At 49.7% G+C, this 20,636-nt stretch carries 20 protein-coding genes and 1 pseudogene; 17 read left to right on the top strand and 4 right to left on the bottom strand.

From position 1 onward, the window contains the following. Window positions 1-105 precede the first annotated feature (105 nt). Window positions 106-896, top strand: a pseudogene (locus GJV52_RS04850) (formate/nitrite transporter family protein). A gap of 70 nt (window positions 897-966) precedes the next feature. Here GJV52_RS04850 and GJV52_RS04845 read toward each other — a convergent pair. Then, complete coding sequence (locus GJV52_RS04845; RefSeq protein ID WP_229439487.1) at window positions 967-1,548, bottom strand: 5-formyltetrahydrofolate cyclo-ligase; 582 nt, start codon at window positions 1,546-1,548, stop codon at window positions 967-969. Between the two features lie 73 nt (window positions 1,549-1,621). Between GJV52_RS04845 and GJV52_RS04840 the strand changes: the two genes are divergently transcribed. The 4 genes from GJV52_RS04840 (at window position 1,622) to pyrH (ending at window position 4,822) form a co-directional block, all read left to right on the top strand. Beyond that, on the top strand, window positions 1,622-1,867 hold the full coding sequence (locus tag GJV52_RS04840; protein WP_095503063.1) for a hypothetical protein: 246 nt from the start codon (window positions 1,622-1,624) through the stop codon (window positions 1,865-1,867). A gap of 219 nt (window positions 1,868-2,086) precedes the next feature. After that, window positions 2,087-2,812, top strand: coding sequence for a 30S ribosomal protein S2 (gene rpsB / locus GJV52_RS04835; protein WP_095503062.1), 726 nt, complete (start codon window positions 2,087-2,089; stop codon window positions 2,810-2,812). A 126-nt stretch (window positions 2,813-2,938) separates the two neighbouring features. Continuing rightward, a complete protein-coding gene (gene tsf / locus GJV52_RS04830; RefSeq protein WP_100562830.1) occupies window positions 2,939-3,793 on the top strand; it encodes a translation elongation factor Ts in 855 nt (284 codons plus the stop codon). A 309-nt stretch (window positions 3,794-4,102) separates the two neighbouring features. Next, the gene (gene pyrH, locus GJV52_RS04825; RefSeq protein WP_095503060.1) at window positions 4,103-4,822 is read left to right on the top strand and encodes a UMP kinase; all 720 of its coding nucleotides are present in this window, start codon (window positions 4,103-4,105) and stop codon (window positions 4,820-4,822) included. 83 nt (window positions 4,823-4,905) lie between these two features. On the opposite strand, the gene GJV52_RS04820 is transcribed toward pyrH, so the two are convergent. After that, window positions 4,906-5,385, bottom strand: coding sequence for a DUF2846 domain-containing protein (locus GJV52_RS04820; RefSeq protein ID WP_095503059.1), 480 nt, complete (start codon window positions 5,383-5,385; stop codon window positions 4,906-4,908). Window positions 5,386-5,719: 334 nt separating this feature from the next. Between GJV52_RS04820 and frr the strand changes: the two genes are divergently transcribed. The 12 genes from frr (at window position 5,720) to lpxB (ending at window position 18,214) form a co-directional block, all read left to right on the top strand. Beyond that, window positions 5,720-6,277, top strand: a complete 558-nt coding sequence (frr, locus tag GJV52_RS04815; protein WP_095503058.1) for a ribosome recycling factor — start codon at window positions 5,720-5,722, stop codon at window positions 6,275-6,277. Window positions 6,278-6,351: 74 nt separating this feature from the next. Further along, window positions 6,352-7,098, top strand: coding sequence for an isoprenyl transferase (locus GJV52_RS04810; protein ID WP_095503057.1), 747 nt, complete (start codon window positions 6,352-6,354; stop codon window positions 7,096-7,098). Window positions 7,099-7,102: 4 nt separating this feature from the next. Beyond that, window positions 7,103-7,900: a phosphatidate cytidylyltransferase gene (locus GJV52_RS04805; protein WP_095503056.1), complete on the top strand. Its 798-nt coding sequence runs from the start codon at window positions 7,103-7,105 to the stop codon at window positions 7,898-7,900. A 117-nt stretch (window positions 7,901-8,017) separates the two neighbouring features. Beyond that, window positions 8,018-9,202, top strand: coding sequence for a 1-deoxy-D-xylulose-5-phosphate reductoisomerase (ispC, locus tag GJV52_RS04800; protein ID WP_100562828.1), 1,185 nt, complete (start codon window positions 8,018-8,020; stop codon window positions 9,200-9,202). Window positions 9,203-9,266: 64 nt separating this feature from the next. After that, window positions 9,267-10,607, top strand: a complete 1,341-nt coding sequence (gene rseP, locus GJV52_RS04795) for an RIP metalloprotease RseP (protein ID WP_100562826.1) — start codon at window positions 9,267-9,269, stop codon at window positions 10,605-10,607. Window positions 10,608-10,611: 4 nt separating this feature from the next. Beyond that, window positions 10,612-12,987: an outer membrane protein assembly factor BamA gene (gene bamA, locus GJV52_RS04790; protein WP_095503053.1), complete on the top strand. Its 2,376-nt coding sequence runs from the start codon at window positions 10,612-10,614 to the stop codon at window positions 12,985-12,987. A gap of 70 nt (window positions 12,988-13,057) precedes the next feature. After that, complete coding sequence (locus GJV52_RS04785) at window positions 13,058-13,570, top strand: OmpH family outer membrane protein (protein WP_095503052.1); 513 nt, start codon at window positions 13,058-13,060, stop codon at window positions 13,568-13,570. A 163-nt stretch (window positions 13,571-13,733) separates the two neighbouring features. After that, window positions 13,734-14,792 carry a UDP-3-O-(3-hydroxymyristoyl)glucosamine N-acyltransferase gene (gene lpxD / locus GJV52_RS04780; RefSeq protein WP_095503051.1) on the top strand — a complete coding sequence of 353 codons (1,059 nt, stop codon included), beginning with the start codon at window positions 13,734-13,736 and terminating at the stop codon, window positions 14,790-14,792. Window positions 14,793-14,802: 10 nt separating this feature from the next. Continuing rightward, entirely contained in the window at window positions 14,803-15,252 is a 450-nt protein-coding gene (gene fabZ, locus GJV52_RS04775) for a 3-hydroxyacyl-ACP dehydratase FabZ (RefSeq protein ID WP_095503050.1), read from the top strand. 82 nt (window positions 15,253-15,334) lie between these two features. Continuing rightward, window positions 15,335-16,111 carry an acyl-ACP--UDP-N-acetylglucosamine O-acyltransferase gene (lpxA, locus tag GJV52_RS04770; RefSeq protein WP_095503049.1) on the top strand — a complete coding sequence of 259 codons (777 nt, stop codon included), beginning with the start codon at window positions 15,335-15,337 and terminating at the stop codon, window positions 16,109-16,111. Between the two features lie 59 nt (window positions 16,112-16,170). Continuing rightward, complete coding sequence (locus tag GJV52_RS04765) at window positions 16,171-16,935, top strand: DpnI domain-containing protein (protein ID WP_095503048.1); 765 nt, start codon at window positions 16,171-16,173, stop codon at window positions 16,933-16,935. A 127-nt stretch (window positions 16,936-17,062) separates the two neighbouring features. Beyond that, complete coding sequence (gene lpxB, locus GJV52_RS04760) at window positions 17,063-18,214, top strand: lipid-A-disaccharide synthase (protein WP_100562824.1); 1,152 nt, start codon at window positions 17,063-17,065, stop codon at window positions 18,212-18,214. A 91-nt stretch (window positions 18,215-18,305) separates the two neighbouring features. On the opposite strand, the gene GJV52_RS04755 is transcribed toward lpxB, so the two are convergent. Then, a complete protein-coding gene (locus tag GJV52_RS04755; RefSeq protein ID WP_095503046.1) occupies window positions 18,306-19,985 on the bottom strand; it encodes a cation acetate symporter in 1,680 nt (559 codons plus the stop codon). Then, window positions 19,982-20,401 carry a DUF485 domain-containing protein gene (locus GJV52_RS04750; protein WP_095503045.1) on the bottom strand — a complete coding sequence of 140 codons (420 nt, stop codon included), beginning with the start codon at window positions 20,399-20,401 and terminating at the stop codon, window positions 19,982-19,984. Before GJV52_RS04750 ends, GJV52_RS04755 begins: the two co-directional genes overlap by 4 nt. Window positions 20,402-20,636: the final 235 nt, after the last annotated feature.

The following is a 20,636-nucleotide window of genomic DNA, read 5'->3' as shown; positions in this document are numbered from 1 at the left end:
AAAGATTTGAATCAAACTTAATTGAGAAATAAGTTTCACTTACATAACCAAAAATTATTTGGCCGCGAATAAAAATTCTTTTGTACGGCGGTAATAAACGGTTACATTGCGCGATTATTTGTTTTCCAACGGCATAACCATGAGCGACAACCGCGATTTTTTCCCCACGAAATTTTGCAAGATACGATTATCAAAAGCCAAAACAAATCCATGGCCAGCGTGAAAATGTTGAGTATTCTCAGCTTTTTGGGCGGTGGTTATGTCGGTTTCGGCTATTTGGCTTATTTGAAAGTGGTCAGCGGCATTCCGGCTGAATGGGAGGGCTTGGCGGCTTTGTTAGGCGCGGCGGTGAATTGGCCACCGGCAACATGATGTTGATGTCGCTCGGTTTCTTAACCAAAAAAGTATCGGTGAAATTATTGGCGCGCAACTGGCTGATTGTCAGCTTGGGCAACTTGGCCGGTGCGGTAGCGATGGCGTATTTCCTTGGCCACTACGTCGGCTTGTCGGAAGGGGCGGCGGCGGCCAAAACCATGGCGATTGCGCAAGCCAAAGTCGATATGGATTTCGGCCGTGCCTTTATTTCCGCCATCGCGTGTAACTGGATGGTATGTATGGGCATTTGGTTTTACTTCGGCTCAAAATTCACCTCTGGCCGTATTTTGGCGATGTGGTTCCCAGTGATGATTTTCGTGTTAATCGGTTTCCAACACTTTGTGGCCAATATGTTTATTATTCCTGCCGGTATTTGGGCGGGCGCTGATGTGACGTGGGGACAATTTTTCCTGAACATGATTCCTGTGTTTTTGGGTACCGTGGTTGGTGGTTCGTCATTTGTCGGCGCATCTTACCTGTATGCCTACAAGCATTTGTTGAAAGAAGATTTTTCGATTTAAGCGATACATGACAAACGGCGTTTGCCCTGAGTGGGTAAACGCCGTTTTGCTTTTGAGGCCGTCTGAAAATTTAAAACTTCAATTCGCCTCGTTCCGAAACAAAACCATCTAAAGCAATATCGTGCGGCTCAATCGGCAATTCATCAATCAATTGGCAGCCGAAGCCCACGCCTAGGGTTTGGGTGTGCAAACGGTATTTCATCTGCGCCAAAGACGCATCATAAAAACCGCCGGCTTGCCCCAAACGATAGCCGCGTTTATCAATGCCGACAATCGGCACCAGCAAGATATCCAAGCGATGTACGCGCCGTTTTTCGCCGGCAAACTGCGGAATCAACAATTTGGCTTGGCCGCGCTTGCGTTCGGGCTGCTGCGTTTTATTGGAGAGATAACGCGTAAACCACAAGCGGCGGCTGTTTGGTTCGATATAAGGCAGATAAAGTTTCGCGCCGCGTTTTAAGGCCGTCTGAATAAAATCGTCCAAACGCAATTCCTTGCCAATCGGCCAATACACGCCGATGTGGCGGCCTTTTTTGATGTGGCGCTTCAGTAGGCGGTTGATGGTTTGCGTGGCGGCCGCACGTTCGGTCGGGTGCATGTGCGCCCGTGCGCGGCGTAAGTGGCGGCGTAATTCGGTTTTATCAAGATTCATTAGGCTGCTCCGTTTGGGCGGATGGGACGGATTTGCGGTAAAATCCGCTTCTCTTGTCATGAGGAACACGATTATGTGGCATATCGTCATTATCGGCTATTTATTTGTGGCGGTGATGTTTTCCGCTGCCCAGCCCAGCATTGCGCGAGCTTTGATTTACCTGCTTTTTTGGGCGGTGTTGCCGATGATTTTTTTATCATGGGTGGTGGTCACACGCCGGCGCAACCGCTTGATAAAACAGGCCGACCGCGCCGAAACCGAAGCCTTAAAGCAGAAAAAACAAGCGGTAGAGCAGGCGCAACATCCCGATTCGGAATGATTCATCAGGCCGTCTGAAAAATCCGACAACGCGCAAAATAAAGCACGACATTTCCCTTTTCAGACGGCCTGTTATCCTATATAATTCTCGGGCTTTTGATTTTAAAAGCAAATTTCCATTTTTTAAACTATGCCCACTTTCGCCGAAGGGTGCTTGGCTGAAGCCAAGTTCTATGCGATTGAATGTGTGCTCTTAACCCTTTCAAATTTAAGGAATATTATGTCTCAAATTACCATGCGTCAGATGATTGAAGCCGGTGTTCACTTTGGTCACCAAACCCGTTTCTGGAACCCGAAAATGGAACAATACATTTTTGGCGCGCGCAACAAAATCCACATCGTAAACTTGGAAAAAACCTTGCCGATGTTCCAAGATGCGCAAGAAGCGGTTCGTCGTCTGGTTGCCAACAAAGGCACCGTATTGTTTGTCGGTACCAAACGCCAAGCACGCGAAATCATCCGTGAAGAAGCGACTCGTGCAGACATGCCTTTCGTTGACCACCGTTGGTTGGGTGGCATGTTGACCAACTACAAAACTGTAAAACAGTCTATCAAACGTCTGGAAGAAAAAACGGCTGCTCTGGAAAATGCTGCTGAAGCCGGTTACAGCAAAAAAGAAATTCTGGAAATGCAACGCGACGTTGAGAAGCTGGAACGCTCTTTGGGCGGTATCAAAAACATGAAAGGCTTGCCTGACGCCATTTTCGTGATTGACACCGGTTACCAAAAAGGTACTTTGGTTGAAGCTGAAAAATTGGGTATCCCTGTGATCGCCGTTGTTGATACCAACAACAGCCCTGACGGCGTGAAATACGTGATTCCAGGTAACGATGACTCTGCAAAAGCCATCCGTCTGTACTGCCGCGGTATCGCCGACGCCGTTTTGGAAGGCAAAAACCAAGCCTTGCAAGAAACCGTTGCCGCTGCCCAAGCTGCTGCTGAGTAATACAGCGACGAAAGAGGGGCTTTTAGCCCCTTTTTTCAGATAATCAAGCGCGGCTTAAGTGCCGCACTTACCGATTCCAAATAAAGCTGATTGGCTTTATTTTCCTAAAAATTCAAGGAGTTTAACATGGCAGATATTACTGCAAAAATGGTTGCCGACCTGCGCGCCGCTACCGGTCTGGGTATGATGGAATGCAAAAAAGCGTTGGTTGAAGCCGAAGGCAACATGGAAAAAGCCGAAGAGATCCTGCGCATCAAATCAGGCGCGAAAGCCGGTAAATTGGCTGGCCGTACTGCTGCCGAAGGCGTATTGGCTTATGCCATCGAAGGCAACGTGGGTGCTTTGGTTGAAGTAAACTGCGAAACCGACTTCGTTGCAAAAGATGCCGGCTTTGTGGCCTTTGCTAACTCAGTGGCCAAAACCGCTGTTGCGCAAAAACCTGCTTCAGTAGAAGCCTTGAGCGAAGCCGTTGAAGCCGAGCGTAAAGAAATCATCGCCAAATTGGGCGAAAACATGTCTGTACGCCGTTTCGAATTGATCGACACTGCAAACCAACTGACTGCCTACATCCACGGCGCATTGGCGACTGAAGGTGTATTGGTTGAGTTCAAAGGTTCTGAAGATGTTGCCCGCAAAATCGGTATGCACATCGTAGCCGCTAAACCAGTTTGCGTTTCAGAAGCTGAAGTCGATGCCGAAACCGTTGAAAAAGAACGCCGCATCTACACCCAACAAGCCATTGAGTCTGGCAAACCTGCCGACATCGCTGAAAAAATGGTTGAAGGCCGTATCCGCAAATTCTTGGCAGAAATCACTTTGAACGGCCAACCGTTCGTGATGAACCCAGATCAAACCGTGGCTCAATTCGCCAAAGAAAACAGCACCGAAATCATCAGCTTTGTACGTTACAAAGTAGGTGACGGTATCGAGAAAAAAGAAGTTGACTACGCTGCTGAAGTAGCTGCTGCTGCTAAAGTGTAATCAGCCATGAATAAGAAAGCACCTGGATTCATTCATATTGAATCAGGGTGCTTTTTTTTGAGAATTTTATTCAGACGGCCTGTTGATTTATCATTATATAGGCCGTCTGAAAGCTGAATGAGTTGAACATATATAAAACACATGCTTTGATTTATCTAAAGAAAAATACTAAAATTGCAGAAAATTCAAAGCGTTTACCCTTGTTGAACCACTCATTACGCATATCCCTATTTGTATCTTAAATGCCGTCTGAAAACTTAATCCAATGTTCAGACGGCCTCTGTAAACCCGTAAAGAAAAGGCATTCCCATGACCCAGCAAGTAAAATACAAACGCGTATTATTGAAACTCTCAGGCGAAGCCCTGATGGGCAAAGATGCGTTCGGCATCAATCGCGACACCATCATGCAAATTGTCGGCCAAGTCAAAGAAATTGTTGATTTGGGTGTACAAGTTGGCGTAGTGGTCGGTGGCGGCAATATTTTCCGCGGCGTATCCGCACAAGCCGGCAGCATGGATCGCGCCACCGCCGACTATATGGGCATGATGGCCACCGTGATGAACGCCTTGGCCTTGAAAGACGCTTTCGAATCATTGGGCTTGAAAGCCCGTGTGCAATCTGCTTTGAGCATGCAGCAAATCGCCGAAACCTATGCCCGTCCGAAAGCCATTCAGTATTTGGAAGAAGGCAAAGTATTGATTTTCGCCGCGGGTACCGGTAACCCGTTCTTCACCACCGATACCGCTGCTGCCTTGCGCGGTGCAGAAATGAACTGCGATGTGATGCTGAAAGCCACCAACGTGGATGGCGTGTATACTGCTGACCCGAAAAAAGACCCATCGGCCACCCGCTACGAAACCATCACTTTTGACGAAGCGCTGAACAAAAACCTGAAAGTCATGGACGCCACCGCATTTGCCTTGTGCCGTGAGCGCAAACTCAATATCGTTGTGTTCGGTATCGCCAAAGATGGCGCGCTGAGAAACGTGATTTTGGGTGAAGACGAAGGAACATTGGTGCATTGTTAAGCCGTGGTTGCATAGCTGAATGCTTTATGAAGAGAGGCCGTCTGAAAAAATTTCAGACGGCCTTTTTGAATCATTTCGTTTTATTATTTTGGTAGGACTTTATCACAGTTGCCAGGTGTAGCCATATTTAGACGAGAGATTGCGGCTTTCCCTGTTGCTTCATCTACTTGTTCCAAATTTGCACCACCAACAAAGGCTCCCATTTTGATATATTGACGAACGAAATAATTTTTACCGGCATCGGTATTAATTGTTAAGTGATTTTCTGAAAACTCTGATTCAGTAGATAATTTATGAGGTTGATTACCAGTAACTTCTCTATAAAAGAAGACTTTATCTGCAGATTGACCCAAGCATTCGCCATCTACCCAGATATCTTTTTTCAATGCTTTTCCAACAAAGCTGTCTCGATAAACATATAAACCTGCATTTCCTTCTGACGGTTTGTTAAATTCTTTGGCTTTATTAGAAGCAGTTGCATCTGCCATGCTTACAGATGCGCAGCCGCTTAGGATAGATAAAGTGAGACCTGCTGCAATCATGCTATTCAGTAAAATTTTCATACTATTTCCTTTTTTTGGGTGAAGATTTTTTAGGTTATTCTACACATTGAGTGGTAAATTGATAATATATGTAAAAAAATATTTTCCAAAATAAACATGATAGAAGGTTTAAATAGTGTACAGAAGATATTCAGATGAATAGACAAAGATGAACATCAAAACTTAATTGTTAAATATCGGTTAAAAAACAAGGTCGTCTGAACGGTTTGGCTTGTCGGAATGCCTTAATAACGGTACTATTCAACGTTATTAAGCCGATTTGTGTGCCCAAAAAGCGCGTTTCAGACGGCCTGAGTCCTTATCTGTTTGATTTTAATAATAAGTGAGCTAAGAAATGATTAGTGATATTCAAAAAACTGCTGAAAGCAAAATGCAGCGTTCATTGGAAGTGCTGAAGGAAAACCTGTCTAAAGTCCGCACCGGTCGTGCGCATACCGGCTTATTGGATCAAGTGGAAGTGGAATATTGGGGCAGCATGGTGCCGGTGAGCCAAGTAGCCAACGTGACTTTGATCGACTCGCGCACCATCGGCGTGAAACCGTTTGAAAGCAATATGGCGGCTAAAGTGGAAAAAGCAATTCGCGATTCTAATTTGGGTTTGAACCCTGCCGCAGTGGGCGATTTGATTCGCGTGCCGATGCCGATGTTGACCGAAGAGCGTCGTAAAGACCTGATTAAAGTGGTGCGCAGCGAAGCCGAGGAAGGCCGCGTGTCTATCCGCAATGTGCGCCGCGATGCCAACGACCACATCAAAAAATTGTTGAAAGACAAAGAAGTACCGGAAGATGATGCACGTCGTGGTGAAGAAGCGGTGCAAAAACTGACCGATAAATACATCGCCGAAGTAGATAAAACTTTGGCTGCCAAAGAAGAAGATTTGATGGCCATCTAAATCCAAACATTAGGATTTGAAACAGACAGGGCAGTTTGCCCTGTCTTTGCAGTCGTTCTTCCAATGAGGCAAACATGAACAGCAGTACGCAGACAATTTTGGCGTATACCGACGTGCCACGTCACATCGCCGTGATTATGGACGGCAACGGCCGTTGGGCGAAAAAACGCTTTCTGCCCCGCGTGATGGGGCACAAACGCGGCCTTGATGCGCTTGAGACCATGGTGAAGTACTGTGCCGAAATGGGCGTGCAATACTTGACCGTGTTTGCCTTTTCAACAGAAAACTGGCGCCGCCCCGAAGATGAGGTTTCTTTTCTGATGGGGCTGTTTTTGCAGGCTTTGCAAAAGCAGGTGAAGCGTTTGCACGAAAATAATATGCGCTTGAAAGTGATCGGCAGCCGCGAGCGGTTTCATGCCGATATTGTGGCGGGGATTGAGGCCGGTGAGGCGCTGACCGCCGACAATACAGGCTTAACCTTGAGTATTGCCGTTGATTACGGCGGCCGCTGGGATATTTTGCAGGCGGCCAACAAGGTGGTGGCCGAGGGCCATAGCGAAATCACCGAAGCGCTCATCAGCCGCTATTTGATGCTGGGCGATGCGCCCGAACCGGATTTGTTTATCCGTACCGGCGGTGAAACCCGCATCAGTAATTTCCTATTGTGGCAGATGGCTTATGCCGAGCTGTATTTTACCGATGTGCTGTGGCCGGATTTCGACGAAAAAGCCTTAAGCGCGGCCATTGCATCTTTCCAAAACCGCGAACGCCGTTTCGGACGCACTTCCGAGCAATTGCCGGTAGAGCAGCAAAGGGGTTGAAACGATGTTGAAACAACGAATCCTTACCGCGCTGGTGTTACTGCCCGTGATGTTGGGCATGCTGTTTTATGCACCTGACGGCCTGTGGGCAGCATTTAGCGGCCTGATTGCATTGGTCGCCCTGTGGGAATATGCCCGCATGAGCGGCTTAACCAAAATCCAAATCAACCATTTCATTGTCGCCAGCCTGATTTTCGGCATCATCGCCTATTTAGGCGATTGGAAGCTGCCGAATGTGGTGTGGTATGCCGTGTTGGTATTTTGGCTGCTGATTATGCCGCTGTGGCTGAAGTATAAATGGACGCTGAAAGGCGGTTGGCAAGCGTATGCCACCGGCTGGATGCTGATGCTACCGTTTTGGTATGCATTAGTCGATCTGCGCCCCAGCCCTGAAAGTGCCGTATCACTGTTAGCGATAATGGGTTTGGTGTGGGTGGCCGATATTTTTGCCTATTTCACTGGCAAAGCATTCGGCAAAAACAAAATTGCCCCCACCATCAGCCCGGGAAAAAGCTGGGAAGGCGCTGTCGGCGGCGCAATATGCGTGGCTTTATACATGACTTGGGTATGGTATGCGGATTGGCTGGCGTTTGAAACCAGTTGGCTGAATGTGCTGTTGATTGGTTTCGTCTTGACTGTGGTGAGTGTGTGCGGCGATTTGCTGGAAAGCTGGCTCAAACGTGCCGCCGGTATTAAAGACAGCAGCAACCTGTTGCCCGGACACGGCGGCGTGTTCGACCGCGTGGACAGCCTGATTGCGGTCTTGAGCGTGTATGCCGCAATGATGGCAATTTTGAATTAAAGGCCGTCTGAACTGAAAACTATCTCATGGTTTTCAGACGGCCTATCCCTTTAAAGCAGTAAACATTTTATTCTATGCCGTCTGAACGTTTCAGACGGCCTAAGCAGAAATCAAACCATGACCACACAAGTTCTCACCATTTTAGGCAGCACCGGCAGTATCGGCGTCAGCACCTTAGACGTGATTGCGCGCCACCCTGATAAATTTCGCGTTTTCGCGCTGGCAGGGCACAAGCAGGTTGAGAAATTGGCAGCGCAATGTGTGCAATTTGCGCCTGAATATGCGGTGGTGGCCGATGGCGAACACGCCGCGAAGTTGCAAAACTTGCTGCAAGCCAAGGGCTGCAAAACCCAAGTGCTTTATGGTGCGCAAGCTTTGATTGATGTGGCGAGCGATGAGCAAGTTAGCGGCGTAATGTGTGCGATTGTCGGCGCGGCCGGTTTACCTTCCGCTTTGGCGGCAGCGCAAAAAGGTAAAACCATTTATTTGGCGAACAAAGAAACCTTGGTCGTATCCGGTGCGTTGTTTATGGAAACCGCCAAAGCCAATGGCGCGACCGTGTTGCCGATCGACAGCGAACACAATGCCATTTTCCAAGTGTTGCCGCGTGATTATCAAGGCCGTCTGAACGAGCATGGCATCCAATCGATTATTTTGACCGCTTCAGGCGGCCCGTTTCTCGAAACTGATTTGGCCACATTCGACAGCATCACGCCGGCGCAAGCGGTGAAGCATCCGAATTGGAGCATGGGGCAGAAAATTTCGGTCGATTCCGCTTCGATGATGAATAAAGGCTTGGAGCTGATTGAAGCGCATTGGCTGTTTAACTGCCCACCCGAGAAGCTCGAAGTGGTGATTCACCCACAATCCGTGATTCACAGCATGGTGCGTTATCTTGATGGCTCGGTGTTGGCGCAAATGGGCAATCCCGATATGCGCACGCCGATTGCCTATTGCTTGGGCTTGCCCGAGCGCATTGAATCGGGCGTGGGCGCGTTGGATTTCGGCAGTTTGTCGGCTTTAACCTTTAAAGAGCCTGATTTCAACCGCTTTCCGTGTTTGAAGCTGGCCTACGAAGCCATGCATGCCGGTGGTGCCGCGCCTTGCGTGTTGAACGCCGCCAACGAAATCGCCGTGGCCGCGTTTTTGGACGGCAAAATCCGTTTTACCGACATTGCCAAAGTGGTGGCCGATTGTTTGGCGCATAATGTTTCAGACGGCCTGCACGATATTGAAAGCCTGCTGGCACAAGATGCACACACACGTATGCAAGCGCAAGCATGCATTAAGCGTTTAAAATAATGTTCAGACGGCATGTTTCATTCAGGCCGTCTGAACACACAACATCAAATCTTAGGGGACTTTTTTGCAAACCTTATTAGCATTTCTCGTGGCGATTCTGATTCTGGTCAGCCTGCACGAATTCGGCCATTATATTGTGGCGCGTTGGTGCGGCGTGAAAGTCTTGCGCTTTTCTGTCGGCTTCGGTAAGCCGTTTTTCACTAAAAAACGTGGCGACACCGAATGGTGTTTGGCGCCGATTCCGTTGGGCGGCTATGTGAAAATGGTCGATACGCGCGAAGGCAATGTGTCGGAACAAGACTTGCCTTATGCCTTCGATAAGCAGCATCCGGCCAAGAAAATTGCCATCGTCGCTGCCGGCCCGCTGACCAATCTGGCTTTGGCGGTGTTGCTGTATGGCTTGAGTTTTTCTTTCGGTGTGACCGAAATCCGCCCGTATGTCGGCATGGTCGAACCGGCCAGTATCGCCGCCAAAGCGGGTTTCCAGCCGGGCGATAAAATCCAGTCGGTCAATGGCACCGCTGTTGGCGAGTGGGGCGATGCGCAAACCGAAATTATTTTGAACGTGGAAGCAGGCAAGGTGGATGTGGCCGTTCAGACGGCTTCTGGGCAAGACGCAATGCGCGTGATTGACGCCGCCGGTACGCCGGAAGCGGGTAAAATTGCGAAAAATAACGGCAACATCGGCTTGTGGCCTTTTAAAATCACCAACCATGTCGGCTTCGTGCAGGAAGGCAGCCCGGCCGAGCAAGCCGGTTTGAAAACGGGCGATAAGCTGATCAGTGCCGATGGTCGCGAAATCGGCGAATGGGCGGCTTGGGCGGAATTGTTCCGCGACAGCCCAGGCAAGAAGCTGGAAGTGGTGTATGAGCGCGACGGCCAAATCTTTCAGACGGCCTTACGCCCCAATACCGTAGAATTGAAAGACGGCACCTTAGTCGGCCGTGTCGGCGTGGCTGCGCAGCGTGATGAAGCGTGGGATAAGCAAGTTCGCTTCCAATACACGCCGTCGGTCGGCGAAGCCTTTCAAATGGGCTGGGATAAAATGGTCGGCTATTCGGCCACTACCTTGAAATTTTTCGGTAAGCTGATTACCGGCAACGCTTCGGCCAGCCATGTTTCGGGGCCGTTGACGATTGCCGATGTGGCCGGTCGTTCGGCTTCATTGGGCTTGCAGAGTTATTTGGAATTTTTGGCCTTGGTCAGCATCAGTTTGGGTATTCTCAACTTGCTGCCGGTGCCTGTTTTAGACGGCGGTCACTTGGTGTATTATACCGCCGAATGGATACGCGGAAAGCCGTTGAGCGAGCGCATTCAGGCCATCGGTTTACGATTCGGTCTGGCTGCCATGCTGATGTTGATGGCGGTGGCGTTCTTTAATGATATTAATCGTTTGTTTGGATAATTGTATGAAATTAAAACAGATTGCTTCTGCTTTGATGATGTTGGGTTTGGCGCCTTTGGCATTGGCCGATTTCACCATTCAGGATATTCGTGTCGAAGGTTTGCAACGCACTGAGCCGAGCACCGTGTTCAACTACCTGCCGGTCAAAGTGGGCGACAACTTCAGCGATGAGCGCAGTGAAGAAATCATCCGCAACCTGTATGCTACGGGCTTCTTTGACGATGTGCGCGTGGAAACCTTGGGCAATCAAGTGCTGCTGACCGTGGTTGAGCGTCCGACCATCGCCACTTTGAACATCACTGGCGCGAAAATGCTGCAAAACGATGCCATCAAGAAAAACTTGGAAGCGTTCGGTTTGGCGCAATCGCAATATTTCAACCAAGCAACTTTGAATCAAGCCATTGCCGGCCTGAAACAAGAATACATGAGCCGCGGCAAACAGTCGGTAGAAATCAAGCCGACTGTGACTAAGTTGGCGCGTAACCGTGTTGCGATTGATATCGCGGTAGAAGAAGGTAAAACCACTAAAATCACTAACATTGAGTTTGAAGGCAACGAAAAATATTCTGACCGCAAGCTGATGAAACAAATGTCGTTGAGTGAAGGCGGCATGTGGACGTGGCTGACCAAAAGCAATCAATTCAACGAACAAAAATTCGCGCAAGACATGCAGCGCGTGAATGATTTCTATCAAAACAACGGCTATTTCGGCTTCCGCATTTTAGATACCGACATTCAAACCAACGAAGACAAAACCCAACAAACCATCAAAGTGGTGGTGGATGAAGGCGAGCGTTTCCGTTGGGGTAAAGTGCACATTGAAGGCGACACGCGCGAAGTGCCGAAAGAAGATTTGTACAAACTGCTGAAAATGAAAGAAGGCAAGTGGTACGAACGCCAGCAAATGGTGACTGCGCTGGAAGGCATTCAAAACCGCATGGGTAGCGCCGGTTATGCCTTTAGTGAAGTGAATGTACAGCCGCAACCGAATCCGGAAACCAAAGTGGTGGATTTTGTGTTGCACATCGAACCGGGTCGCAAAGTCTATGTAAACGAAATCAACATCACCGGCAACAACAAAACCCGTGATGAAGTGATTCGCCGCGAATTGCGCCAAATGGAAGCCGCACCTTACGATACGTCTAAGCTGCAACGCTCTAAAGAACGCGTGGAATTGTTGGGCTATTTTGACAACGTACAATTCGATGCCAAACCAGTGGCCGGCACGCCTGACCAAGTCGATTTGAACATGAGCCTGACTGAACGTTCGACCGGCTCGCTGGACTTGAGCGCAGGTTGGGTGCAGGATACCGGTATGGTGGTTTCCGCCGGTGTGGCGCAGGATAACTTGTTCGGTACCGGTAAATCCGCTTCTGCCCGTTTGTCGCGCAGTAAAACCACGCTCAATGGCTCGCTGTCGTTTACCGATCCATACTTTACACCGGATGGCGTGAGCTTGGGCTACGACATTTACGGCCGCAAATACGACCCGCGTAAAGCGTCTTCCAGCGCGAAACAATATCAAACCACTACCGTCGGCGGCGGTTTGCGCATGGGTGTGCCGATTACCGAATACGACCGTGTGAATTTCGGTTTGGCGGCTGAGCATTTGAAGGTGAACACCTATACCGGCGCGCCGAAGCGATATAAAGAGTTTATGCAAGACCATACCGGTAGTGAAATCGGCAGCTACAAAGGCTGGCTGTACAAAGGCACCATCGGCTGGGGGCGCAATAAAACCGATAATGCCTTGTGGCCGACCCGCGGCTACATGACCGGTATTAATGGTGAAGTGGCCTTGCCGGGCAGCGATTTGAAATACTACACTCTGACTCATAATCAGACTTGGTTCTTCCCACTGAGCAAAGATTTAACCCTGATGTTGGGTGGTGAAGTGGGCTATGGCAACAGCTACGGCAATACCAAAACCATGCCGTTCTTTGAAAACTTCTACGGTGGCGGTTTAGGCTCAGTACGCGGCTTTGAAAGCGGCACCTTAGGCCCGAAAGTATATGATGAATACGGCGACAAAATCAGCTATGGTGGTAACCGAAAAGCCAACGTATCGGCTGAATTGCTGTTCCCAATGCCAGGCATCAAAGATGCGCGCACCGTGCGTTTGAGCATGTTTGCCGATGCGGGCAGCGTGTGGGACGGTAAAACCTACGGTGATAAACAAAATGATAATGGCAACAATGTCTATGGCCTAGGTGTTAACCACAAATCGACCTTTAAAGAAGAGTTGCGTTACTCTGCCGGTGCGGCGGTGACTTGGCTCTCGCCTTTGGGTCCGATGAAATTCAGTTATGCTTATCCGATTAAGAAAAAAGAAGGCGATGAAATCCAACGCTTCCAATTCCAATTGGGTACTACATTCTGATTCAGGCAGGCCGTCTGAAAACATTCAGACGGCCTAGGTTTCTCGCCACAAGAATGTAAAGGAATTGATGATGAAAAAATTATCGACAATCATCCGTTTGGGCGGCGCTGCGGTCTTGGGCTTTGGCTTGATGGCGCAAGCAGTAGCGGCCGAAACTGTACAGAAACTCGGCTTTATCAATACCGAGCGCGTGTATCTTGAATCTAAACAAGCGCAAGGCATTCAGGCTAAGTTGGAAAAAGAATTTGCCGGTCGCCAAAAAACCTTGCAAAAGCTGCAAAAAGAAGGTGCAGAGTTGGAGAAAAAACTGGCCGATAAAAGCTTACAAGGCCAAGCGCGCGAGCATGTTGCCAAGCAATGGGGTGACATGGTGCAGCGTTTCCGCCGCGAGCAAGCCGAATTGGCGGAAGACTACAACTTGCGCCGCAATGAAGAATTTGCCGCTTTGCAGCAAAACGCCAACCGCGTGATTCTTGAATTGGCTAAAAAAGAAGGCTATGACGTGATTTTGCAGGACGTGATTTACGTCAACAGCAAATACGACATCACTGACAGCGTGATTAAAGCGATGAATGCCCGATAGGGTTTCTTCAGACGGCCTTAAAAAATGATATAGGCCGTCTGAAAACATGATACAGCGATTGTTTTGCCGATTCAGACGGTCTGTTGCGATTGGCCGCACATTATTTATTATTCGCCGCTGATGCCGATGATTTCCAGCGATCAGACGGCCTGAAAGTCCCATCATGACTTCACAAACCTACACCCTTTCCCAAATCGTGGCCGAATTTGGCGGCGAATGGCGCGGCGACGATATTGCCATTGAAGCCGTGCGCCCGTTGACCGAAGCGCAGGCCGGGCACATCAGCTTTTTGGCCAACCCGAAATACAAAGCCGATGTATACGACAGCCAAGCCGGCGCGGTGATTGTGTCGGCCAAATCTGCTGATGAATTCAGCGGCCGTAACCTGATTGTTGCCGCTGACCCTTATCTCTATTTTGCCAAAGTGGCGCGTTTGTTTTCACCCATCGTGAAAGCCACCGGTGGCGTGCATCCGACTGCCGTGATTGAGCCGAGCGCGACTGTGCCGGCCAGCTGCGAAATCGGTGCCAACGTCTATATAGGTGCCAATACCGTTTTGGGCGAAAACTGCCGCATTCTGGCCAATGCGGTGGTCGAACACGACTGCACATTGGGTGAAGAAACCGTGATTCATCCCAACGCCGTAATCTACTACGGCTGCACCTTGGGTAAGCGCGTGGAAATCCATTCCGGCGCGGTTATCGGTGCCGATGGTTTCGGCTTGGCTTTTGCTGGTGATTCATGGTTTAAAATCCCACAAACTGGCGGCGTAACCTTGGGCGATGATGTCGAAATCGGCTCGAATACCAATATCGACCGTGGTGCCATGAGCGACACCACCGTCGGCAACGGTACCAAAATCGACAACCAAATCCAAATCGGCCACAACTGCAAAATCGGTTCGCATACCGTGATTGCCGCCAAAACCGGCATTTCCGGCAGCGTGACCATCGGCAATTACTGCATCATCGGCGGCGGTGTCGGCACCGTCGGCCACATTGAAATTGCTGACAAAACCAACATCGGCGGCGGCACCAGCCTGACCCACAGCATCACCGAACCAGGGCAGCACATTGCCGGCATCTTCCCCGACATGCCGTATAAGGAATGGGTGCGCAACGGCGTACACATCCGCCATCTGAATGACATGCACAAGCGTCTCAAGCAGTTGGAAAAAACACTGAACACCGATAACCCAATCCACACTGATTCTGAAAAATAAAAGGAAAATCATGGACTTCACGTTACCGATTGAAGCAAAAGACATTCAAAAACTGATTCCGCACCGCTACCCGTTTTTACAGCTCGACCGCATTACCGCCTATGAGCCGATGAAATGCCTGACCGCGATTAAAAACGTCACCATGAATGAGCCGCAATTCCAAGGTCATTTCCCGGATTTGCCGGTGATGCCGGGCGTGCTGATTATCGAAGCCATGGCACAAGCCTGCGGCACGCTGGCCATCTTGAGCGAAGGCGGTCGCAAAGACAACGAATTTTTCTTCTTCGCCGGCATCGACAACGCCCGCTTCAAGCGCCAAGTCATTCCGGGCGACCAGTTGGTGTTTGAAGTCGAACTCATCACCAGCAAACGCGGCATCGGCAAATTCAACGCCGTGGCCAAAGTTGACGGCCAAGTGGCGGTGGAAGCCGAAATCATGTGTGCCAAACGCGTGGTATAAGCCTCAAGCGTTGCCATTTATGCAGCAGACAACAGGCCGTCTGAAGCTTTTCAGACGGCCTCATTGAAATAAGGAGCATCATATGTCTCTCATTCACCCAACCGCCATCATCGACCCGAAAGCAGAGCTCGATTCCAGCGTGAAAGTCGGCTCGTACACCGTAATCGGCCCGAACGTGCAAATCGGCGCCAATACCGAAATCGGTTCGCACGTTGTGATTAACGGCCACACCACCATCGGCGAAAACAACCGCATTTTCCAATTCGCCAGCTTGGGCGAAATCCCACAGGACAAAAAATACCGCGACGAGCCGACCCGCCTGATTATCGGCAACGGCAACACCATCCGCGAATTCACCACCTTCAATCTCGGCACCGTGACCGGCATCGGCGAAACCCGTATCGGCGACGACAACTGGATTATGGCCTACTGCCACTTGGCGCACGACTGCGTTGTCGGCAACCACACCATTTTCGCCAATAACGCGAGCTTGGCCGGACACGTCACCATCGGCGATTATGTGATTCTTGGTGGCTACACACTGGTGTTCCAATTCTGCCATATCGGTGACTACGCCATGACCGCATTCGCCGCCGGCGTGCATAAAGACGTGCCGCCGTATTTCATGGCCGCAGGCTACCGCGCCGAACCCGCCGGCCTGAACAGCGAAGGCATGCGCCGCAACGGTTTCACCACCGAACAAATCGCCAGCGTGAAAGACGTGTACAAAACCATCTACCACCGCGGCATTCCGTTTGAAGAAGCCAAAGCCGATATTCTGTCGCGTGCCGAAACCCAAAGCGAATTGGCCGTGTTTAAAGATTTCTTTGCAGAATCTACGCGTGGGATTATCCGTTGATAAGGTTATAGAAAATCGGGAAAAGGCCGTCTGAGTTTTTAGACGGCCTCTAATTTGCTATGAATCTCTATTTTGATTGTAAACTTGCCGAACAATATAACAGCCAGCGTCAAGTTGGTCGTATTTTAACCGAGCATTGGTTGGCGCAACACGGTTTTTGCCCAAATTGCGGCACCCAGCCCTTGAACCGAGCTAAACATAATCAGCCGGTATTGGATTTTTACTGCCTGAATTGTGGCGAACAGTTTGAACTAAAAAGCAAACAGAGCCGTTCTATTGGTAACAAAGTGCCTGATGGAGCGTATCACACCATGCTCGATCGGATACAGGCCGATAATAACCCCAACTTTTTCTTTATGAGCTATCGCAAAGCGGACTATTCAGTGCGGCAACTGATGTTGGTACCCAAGCATTTCATTACGACTGATATGATTACGCCGCGTAAGAAAACATTGCCGACACGACCGAATTATTTAATGTGTGACATTAATCTTAGTCCTTTGCCCCAAAGTGGAAAAATCCTACTGATAGACAACGGCCAAATTACGCCATTTGAAGAAGTGTGTCAGCAATGGCAACAACATTTATTCTTACGCAAACAGGCAAGGGAAACTAAAGGCTGGTTACTGGCAGTTTTATTGTGTATCGACAAGTTACCGAAACTGTTTACCCTGCAACAAATGTATGCTTTTGAGTCAAAGTTGTCATTACAATTTCCCAATAACCGCCATATTTCTGCCAAGATACGCCAACAGCTACAAATTTTGCGTGATCAGAAGATTATTGAATTTGTCGGGCGTGGGGTATATAGAAAGTTGCATTAAGTTGAATGTATCAAAAAGGGAGCTGGCTGAGATAGCGTCTTTTATGAAAAGAGCCGTCTGAAACTTTCAGACGGCCTTTTCGTATCAATCTGTTAAAATAACCGCAACTTATCTTTCCATTCCAATCATGAAAAAAAATCTAACCATCGCCATCTGTGTCGGCGAGGCTTCGGGTGATTTGCTCGGGGCGCATTTAGTCCGCGCGTTGAAACAGCGTTGCCCTGATGTAAAATTTATCGGCATCGGCGGCGAGCGCATGAAAGCGGAGGGCTTTGAGAGCCTGTATGACCAAGAAAAGCTGGCGGTGCGCGGTTTTGTCGAGGTGGTGAAGCGGCTGCCGGAAATTTTGAAAATCCGCAAAGGCATTGTGAACGATTTAATCCGTATCAAGCCTGATGTGTTTGTCGGCATTGATGCGCCGGATTTTAACCTTGGTGTGGCGGAGAAACTCAAGGCGGCAGGGATTCCGACCGTGCATTATGTCAGCCCGTCGGTGTGGGCGTGGCGGCGCGAGCGGGTGAATAAGATTGTGCATCAGGTAAACAAGGTGTTGTGTCTGTTCCCAATGGAGCCGCAACTTTATTTGGAAGCGGGTGGGCAGGCGGAATTTGTCGGCCATCCGATGGCGCAAGCCATGCCGTTGGAAACTGATCAACAAGCGGCGCGGGCGCATCTGGGTTTGCCGTCTGACATTCCGGTGTTTGCCTTAATGCCAGGCAGCCGCGTGAGTGAAATCGATTATATGGCGCCGATATTTTTTCAGACGGCCTTATTACTGCTGGAAAAATATCCGCAAGCGCAATTTATTTTGCCAGTGGCCACCGCCGCCACGCGCAGCCGCTTGACGGAAATATTGGCGCAAACCGAGTTTGCCCATCTGCCGCTGACTTTGGTGGACAAGCAATCCGATGTGGTGTGTACCGCCGCCGATGTGGTGCTGGTGACGAGCGGCACGGCCACGCTGGAAGTGGCTTTGTGCAAGCGGCCGATGGTGATTAGCTATAAGATTTCGCCGCTAACGTATGCGTATGTGAAGCGCAAAGTCAAAGTGCCGCATGTCGGCCTGCCAAATATTTTGTTGAACAAAGAAGCCGTGCCGGAATTGCTGCAACACGATGCCACGCCGGAGAAGCTGGCTGCTGCGGTGGCACATTGGTACGACCATCCTGCAGCGGTGGCGCAGTTGAAACAGGATTTCCATGCGCTACACGAGCTGCTGAAAAAAGATACCGCCGCGCTGGCTGCGAAAGCGGTGTTGGCGGAAGTGAAGGCTGTCTGAAAAAGATTTGGATTTTTTAAAACCAAAAGAAAGGCCGCCTGAAAGCAAAACGCTTTCAGACGGCCTTTAATGTCAAAACAAGGTTAAACCATTAGTGATCCGAAGCCTTCGCCGCGCCTACGCCTGTCATGGAGCGCATGTATTGTGCGGCAAAACCGGCTTTGTCTTTTGCGGCTTGTGCAGAGCTATCGGTAATCGATACCAGCCAAGCCACGATAAAGGCCAATGGAATGGTGAAGATGGCCGGGCTGCCGTATGGGAAAATTGGCGCTTCATTACCCAATACCGCCACCCAAATGCTCGGGCCTAAGATAATCAGCAGCAATGCACCAAACAATCCGGCCAAACCGCCAGCCACTACACCGCGAGTAGTCAAGCCTTTCCAGAACATGCTCAACATCAGCACGGGGAAGTTGGCCGAAGCGGCAACGGCGAACACCAAGCCCACCATAAAGGCTACGTTTTGGTTTTCAAAGGCCAAGCCTAAAACTACGGCCAACACACCCAAAACAACTGTTGCCACGCGCGAGATACGCATTTCTTCTTCTGCGGTCGCTTTGCCTTTGCGCACCACTGATGAATAAATGTCGTGGCTCACTGCAGACGCGCCGGACAGGGTCAAACCGGCCACTACCGCCAAAATGGTGGCGAAAGATACGGCAGAGATGAAGCCCAGCAACAGGTTGCCGCCCAAAGCACCGGATAAGTGGACTGCGGTCATGTTCACACCGCCGACCATTTCGTACACGGTTTTGCCGTCACGCAGCATTTGGGTGAAGAATTGCGGGTTGTCTTTGGTCAGGAAAATCATCGCGCCAAAGCCGATAATGCCGGTCAGCAAGAAGAAGTAGCCGACCAAACCAGTTGCCACCACCACTGATTTACGTGCTTCGCGGGCATCAGGTACGGTAAAGAAACGCATCAGAATGTGCGGCAAACCGGCAGTACCAAACATTAGTGCCAAACCGAGTGAGAGCGCATCAATCGGGTCTTTCACCATGCCGCCCGGCCCCATAATCGCTTCACCGTTTTCATGCGACTGCACGGCGGTAGCAAACATGGTTTCTAAGCTGAAGCCGGAGTTTTTCAACACGATAAACGAAATCAGTGTTGCGCCGCCCAGCAGCAATACAGCTTTAATCATTTGTACCCAAGTGGTGGCCAGCATACCGCCGAACAACACATACACCACCATCAGCGTGCCGACCAAAATCACCGCCGACAAGTAGTTCATGCCAAACAGCAATTGAATCAGTTTGCCCGCACCCACCACTTGCGCGATCAGATACAGAATCACGATCAAGAGTGTACTGATGGCGGCAAACATGCGCACCGGTTTTTGGTTGAAACGGTAAGCCGCTACGTCGGAGAAGGTAAATTTACCCAAGTTGCGCAGGCGTTCGGCCATCAGGAACAACACAATCGGCCAGCCCACCAAGAAGCCGACAGAGTAAATCAAACCATCATAACCACGGGTGAACACGATGGCCGATACACCCAAGAATGCCGCTGCCGACATATAGTCGCCCGCAATGGCCAAGCCGTTTTGCGTGCCGGAAATACCGCCACCGCCGGTGTAGAAATCTTGCGCCGATTTGTTTTGCTTGGCCGCCCATTTGGTGATGAACAAGGTGGCAAAGACGAAAATCAAGAACATGATAATCGCCGTCCAGTTGGTGGCCTGACGTTCTACTTCTCCGGTAATCGCATCCGCCGCCCACAGGCTGCCGGAAGCCAAAAGTGCTGCTAAGGGTAAGAATTTGTGCATCATCGTGCTGCTCCTTCGCCGATAGGTTTGCCGGTGTTCGGTTCCGTTTCAGACGGCTTGGCTGCCGCTGGGTCAGTGTCGTCGCCGAATACTTCGCGAATCACTTCTTGGGTCATGTTTTCAAATTTACCGTTGGCAATGTAGACATAAATTGCTGTGGAAATGAATGAAAACACAATCACAAACACGCCGATGTAAATGCCCCAAGTGGTCACACCGTCGGGGCTTACTTTGGTGGCGAAGAGCTGTGGATTGATGCCGATGGTCAGAATGAAAGCGACATACACGAAAAAGATAACGGCGGAAAAGGTCCAACCCAAAATCGATTTCTGCATGGCCATACGTTTGAATTTCGGATGAGCTAAGACTTGCTCAACCCGACGCTGCTCCTCAACAGCGTAGTGGTCGTGTTGACTCATGATTTTTTTCCTTCAAAGACTAAAAATAAACTGCTTCTTTTTTTCTTCAGCGGCTGCGCAAAGCTTCTGTTGGCTTTGTCGCGCCGATGTGCGCTTCTGACGAGGTAAAACAACATTACTGCAGTTAAATTTTTATTTCAATAGTCGATAAAATGTTAATTTTGATAAAAATTATATGGTTATGATATTAACTATCCGTTGTGGATAAAAAATAAAGCCCGATTGTATTGAAGAA

The sequence above is a fragment of the Neisseria brasiliensis genome (assembly GCF_009671065.1).
Classification (GTDB): Bacteria; Pseudomonadota; Gammaproteobacteria; order Burkholderiales; family Neisseriaceae; genus Neisseria; species Neisseria brasiliensis.
Note: the sequence above shows the minus strand (reverse complement) of the source record. Positions and strands in the feature narration are given on the sequence as shown.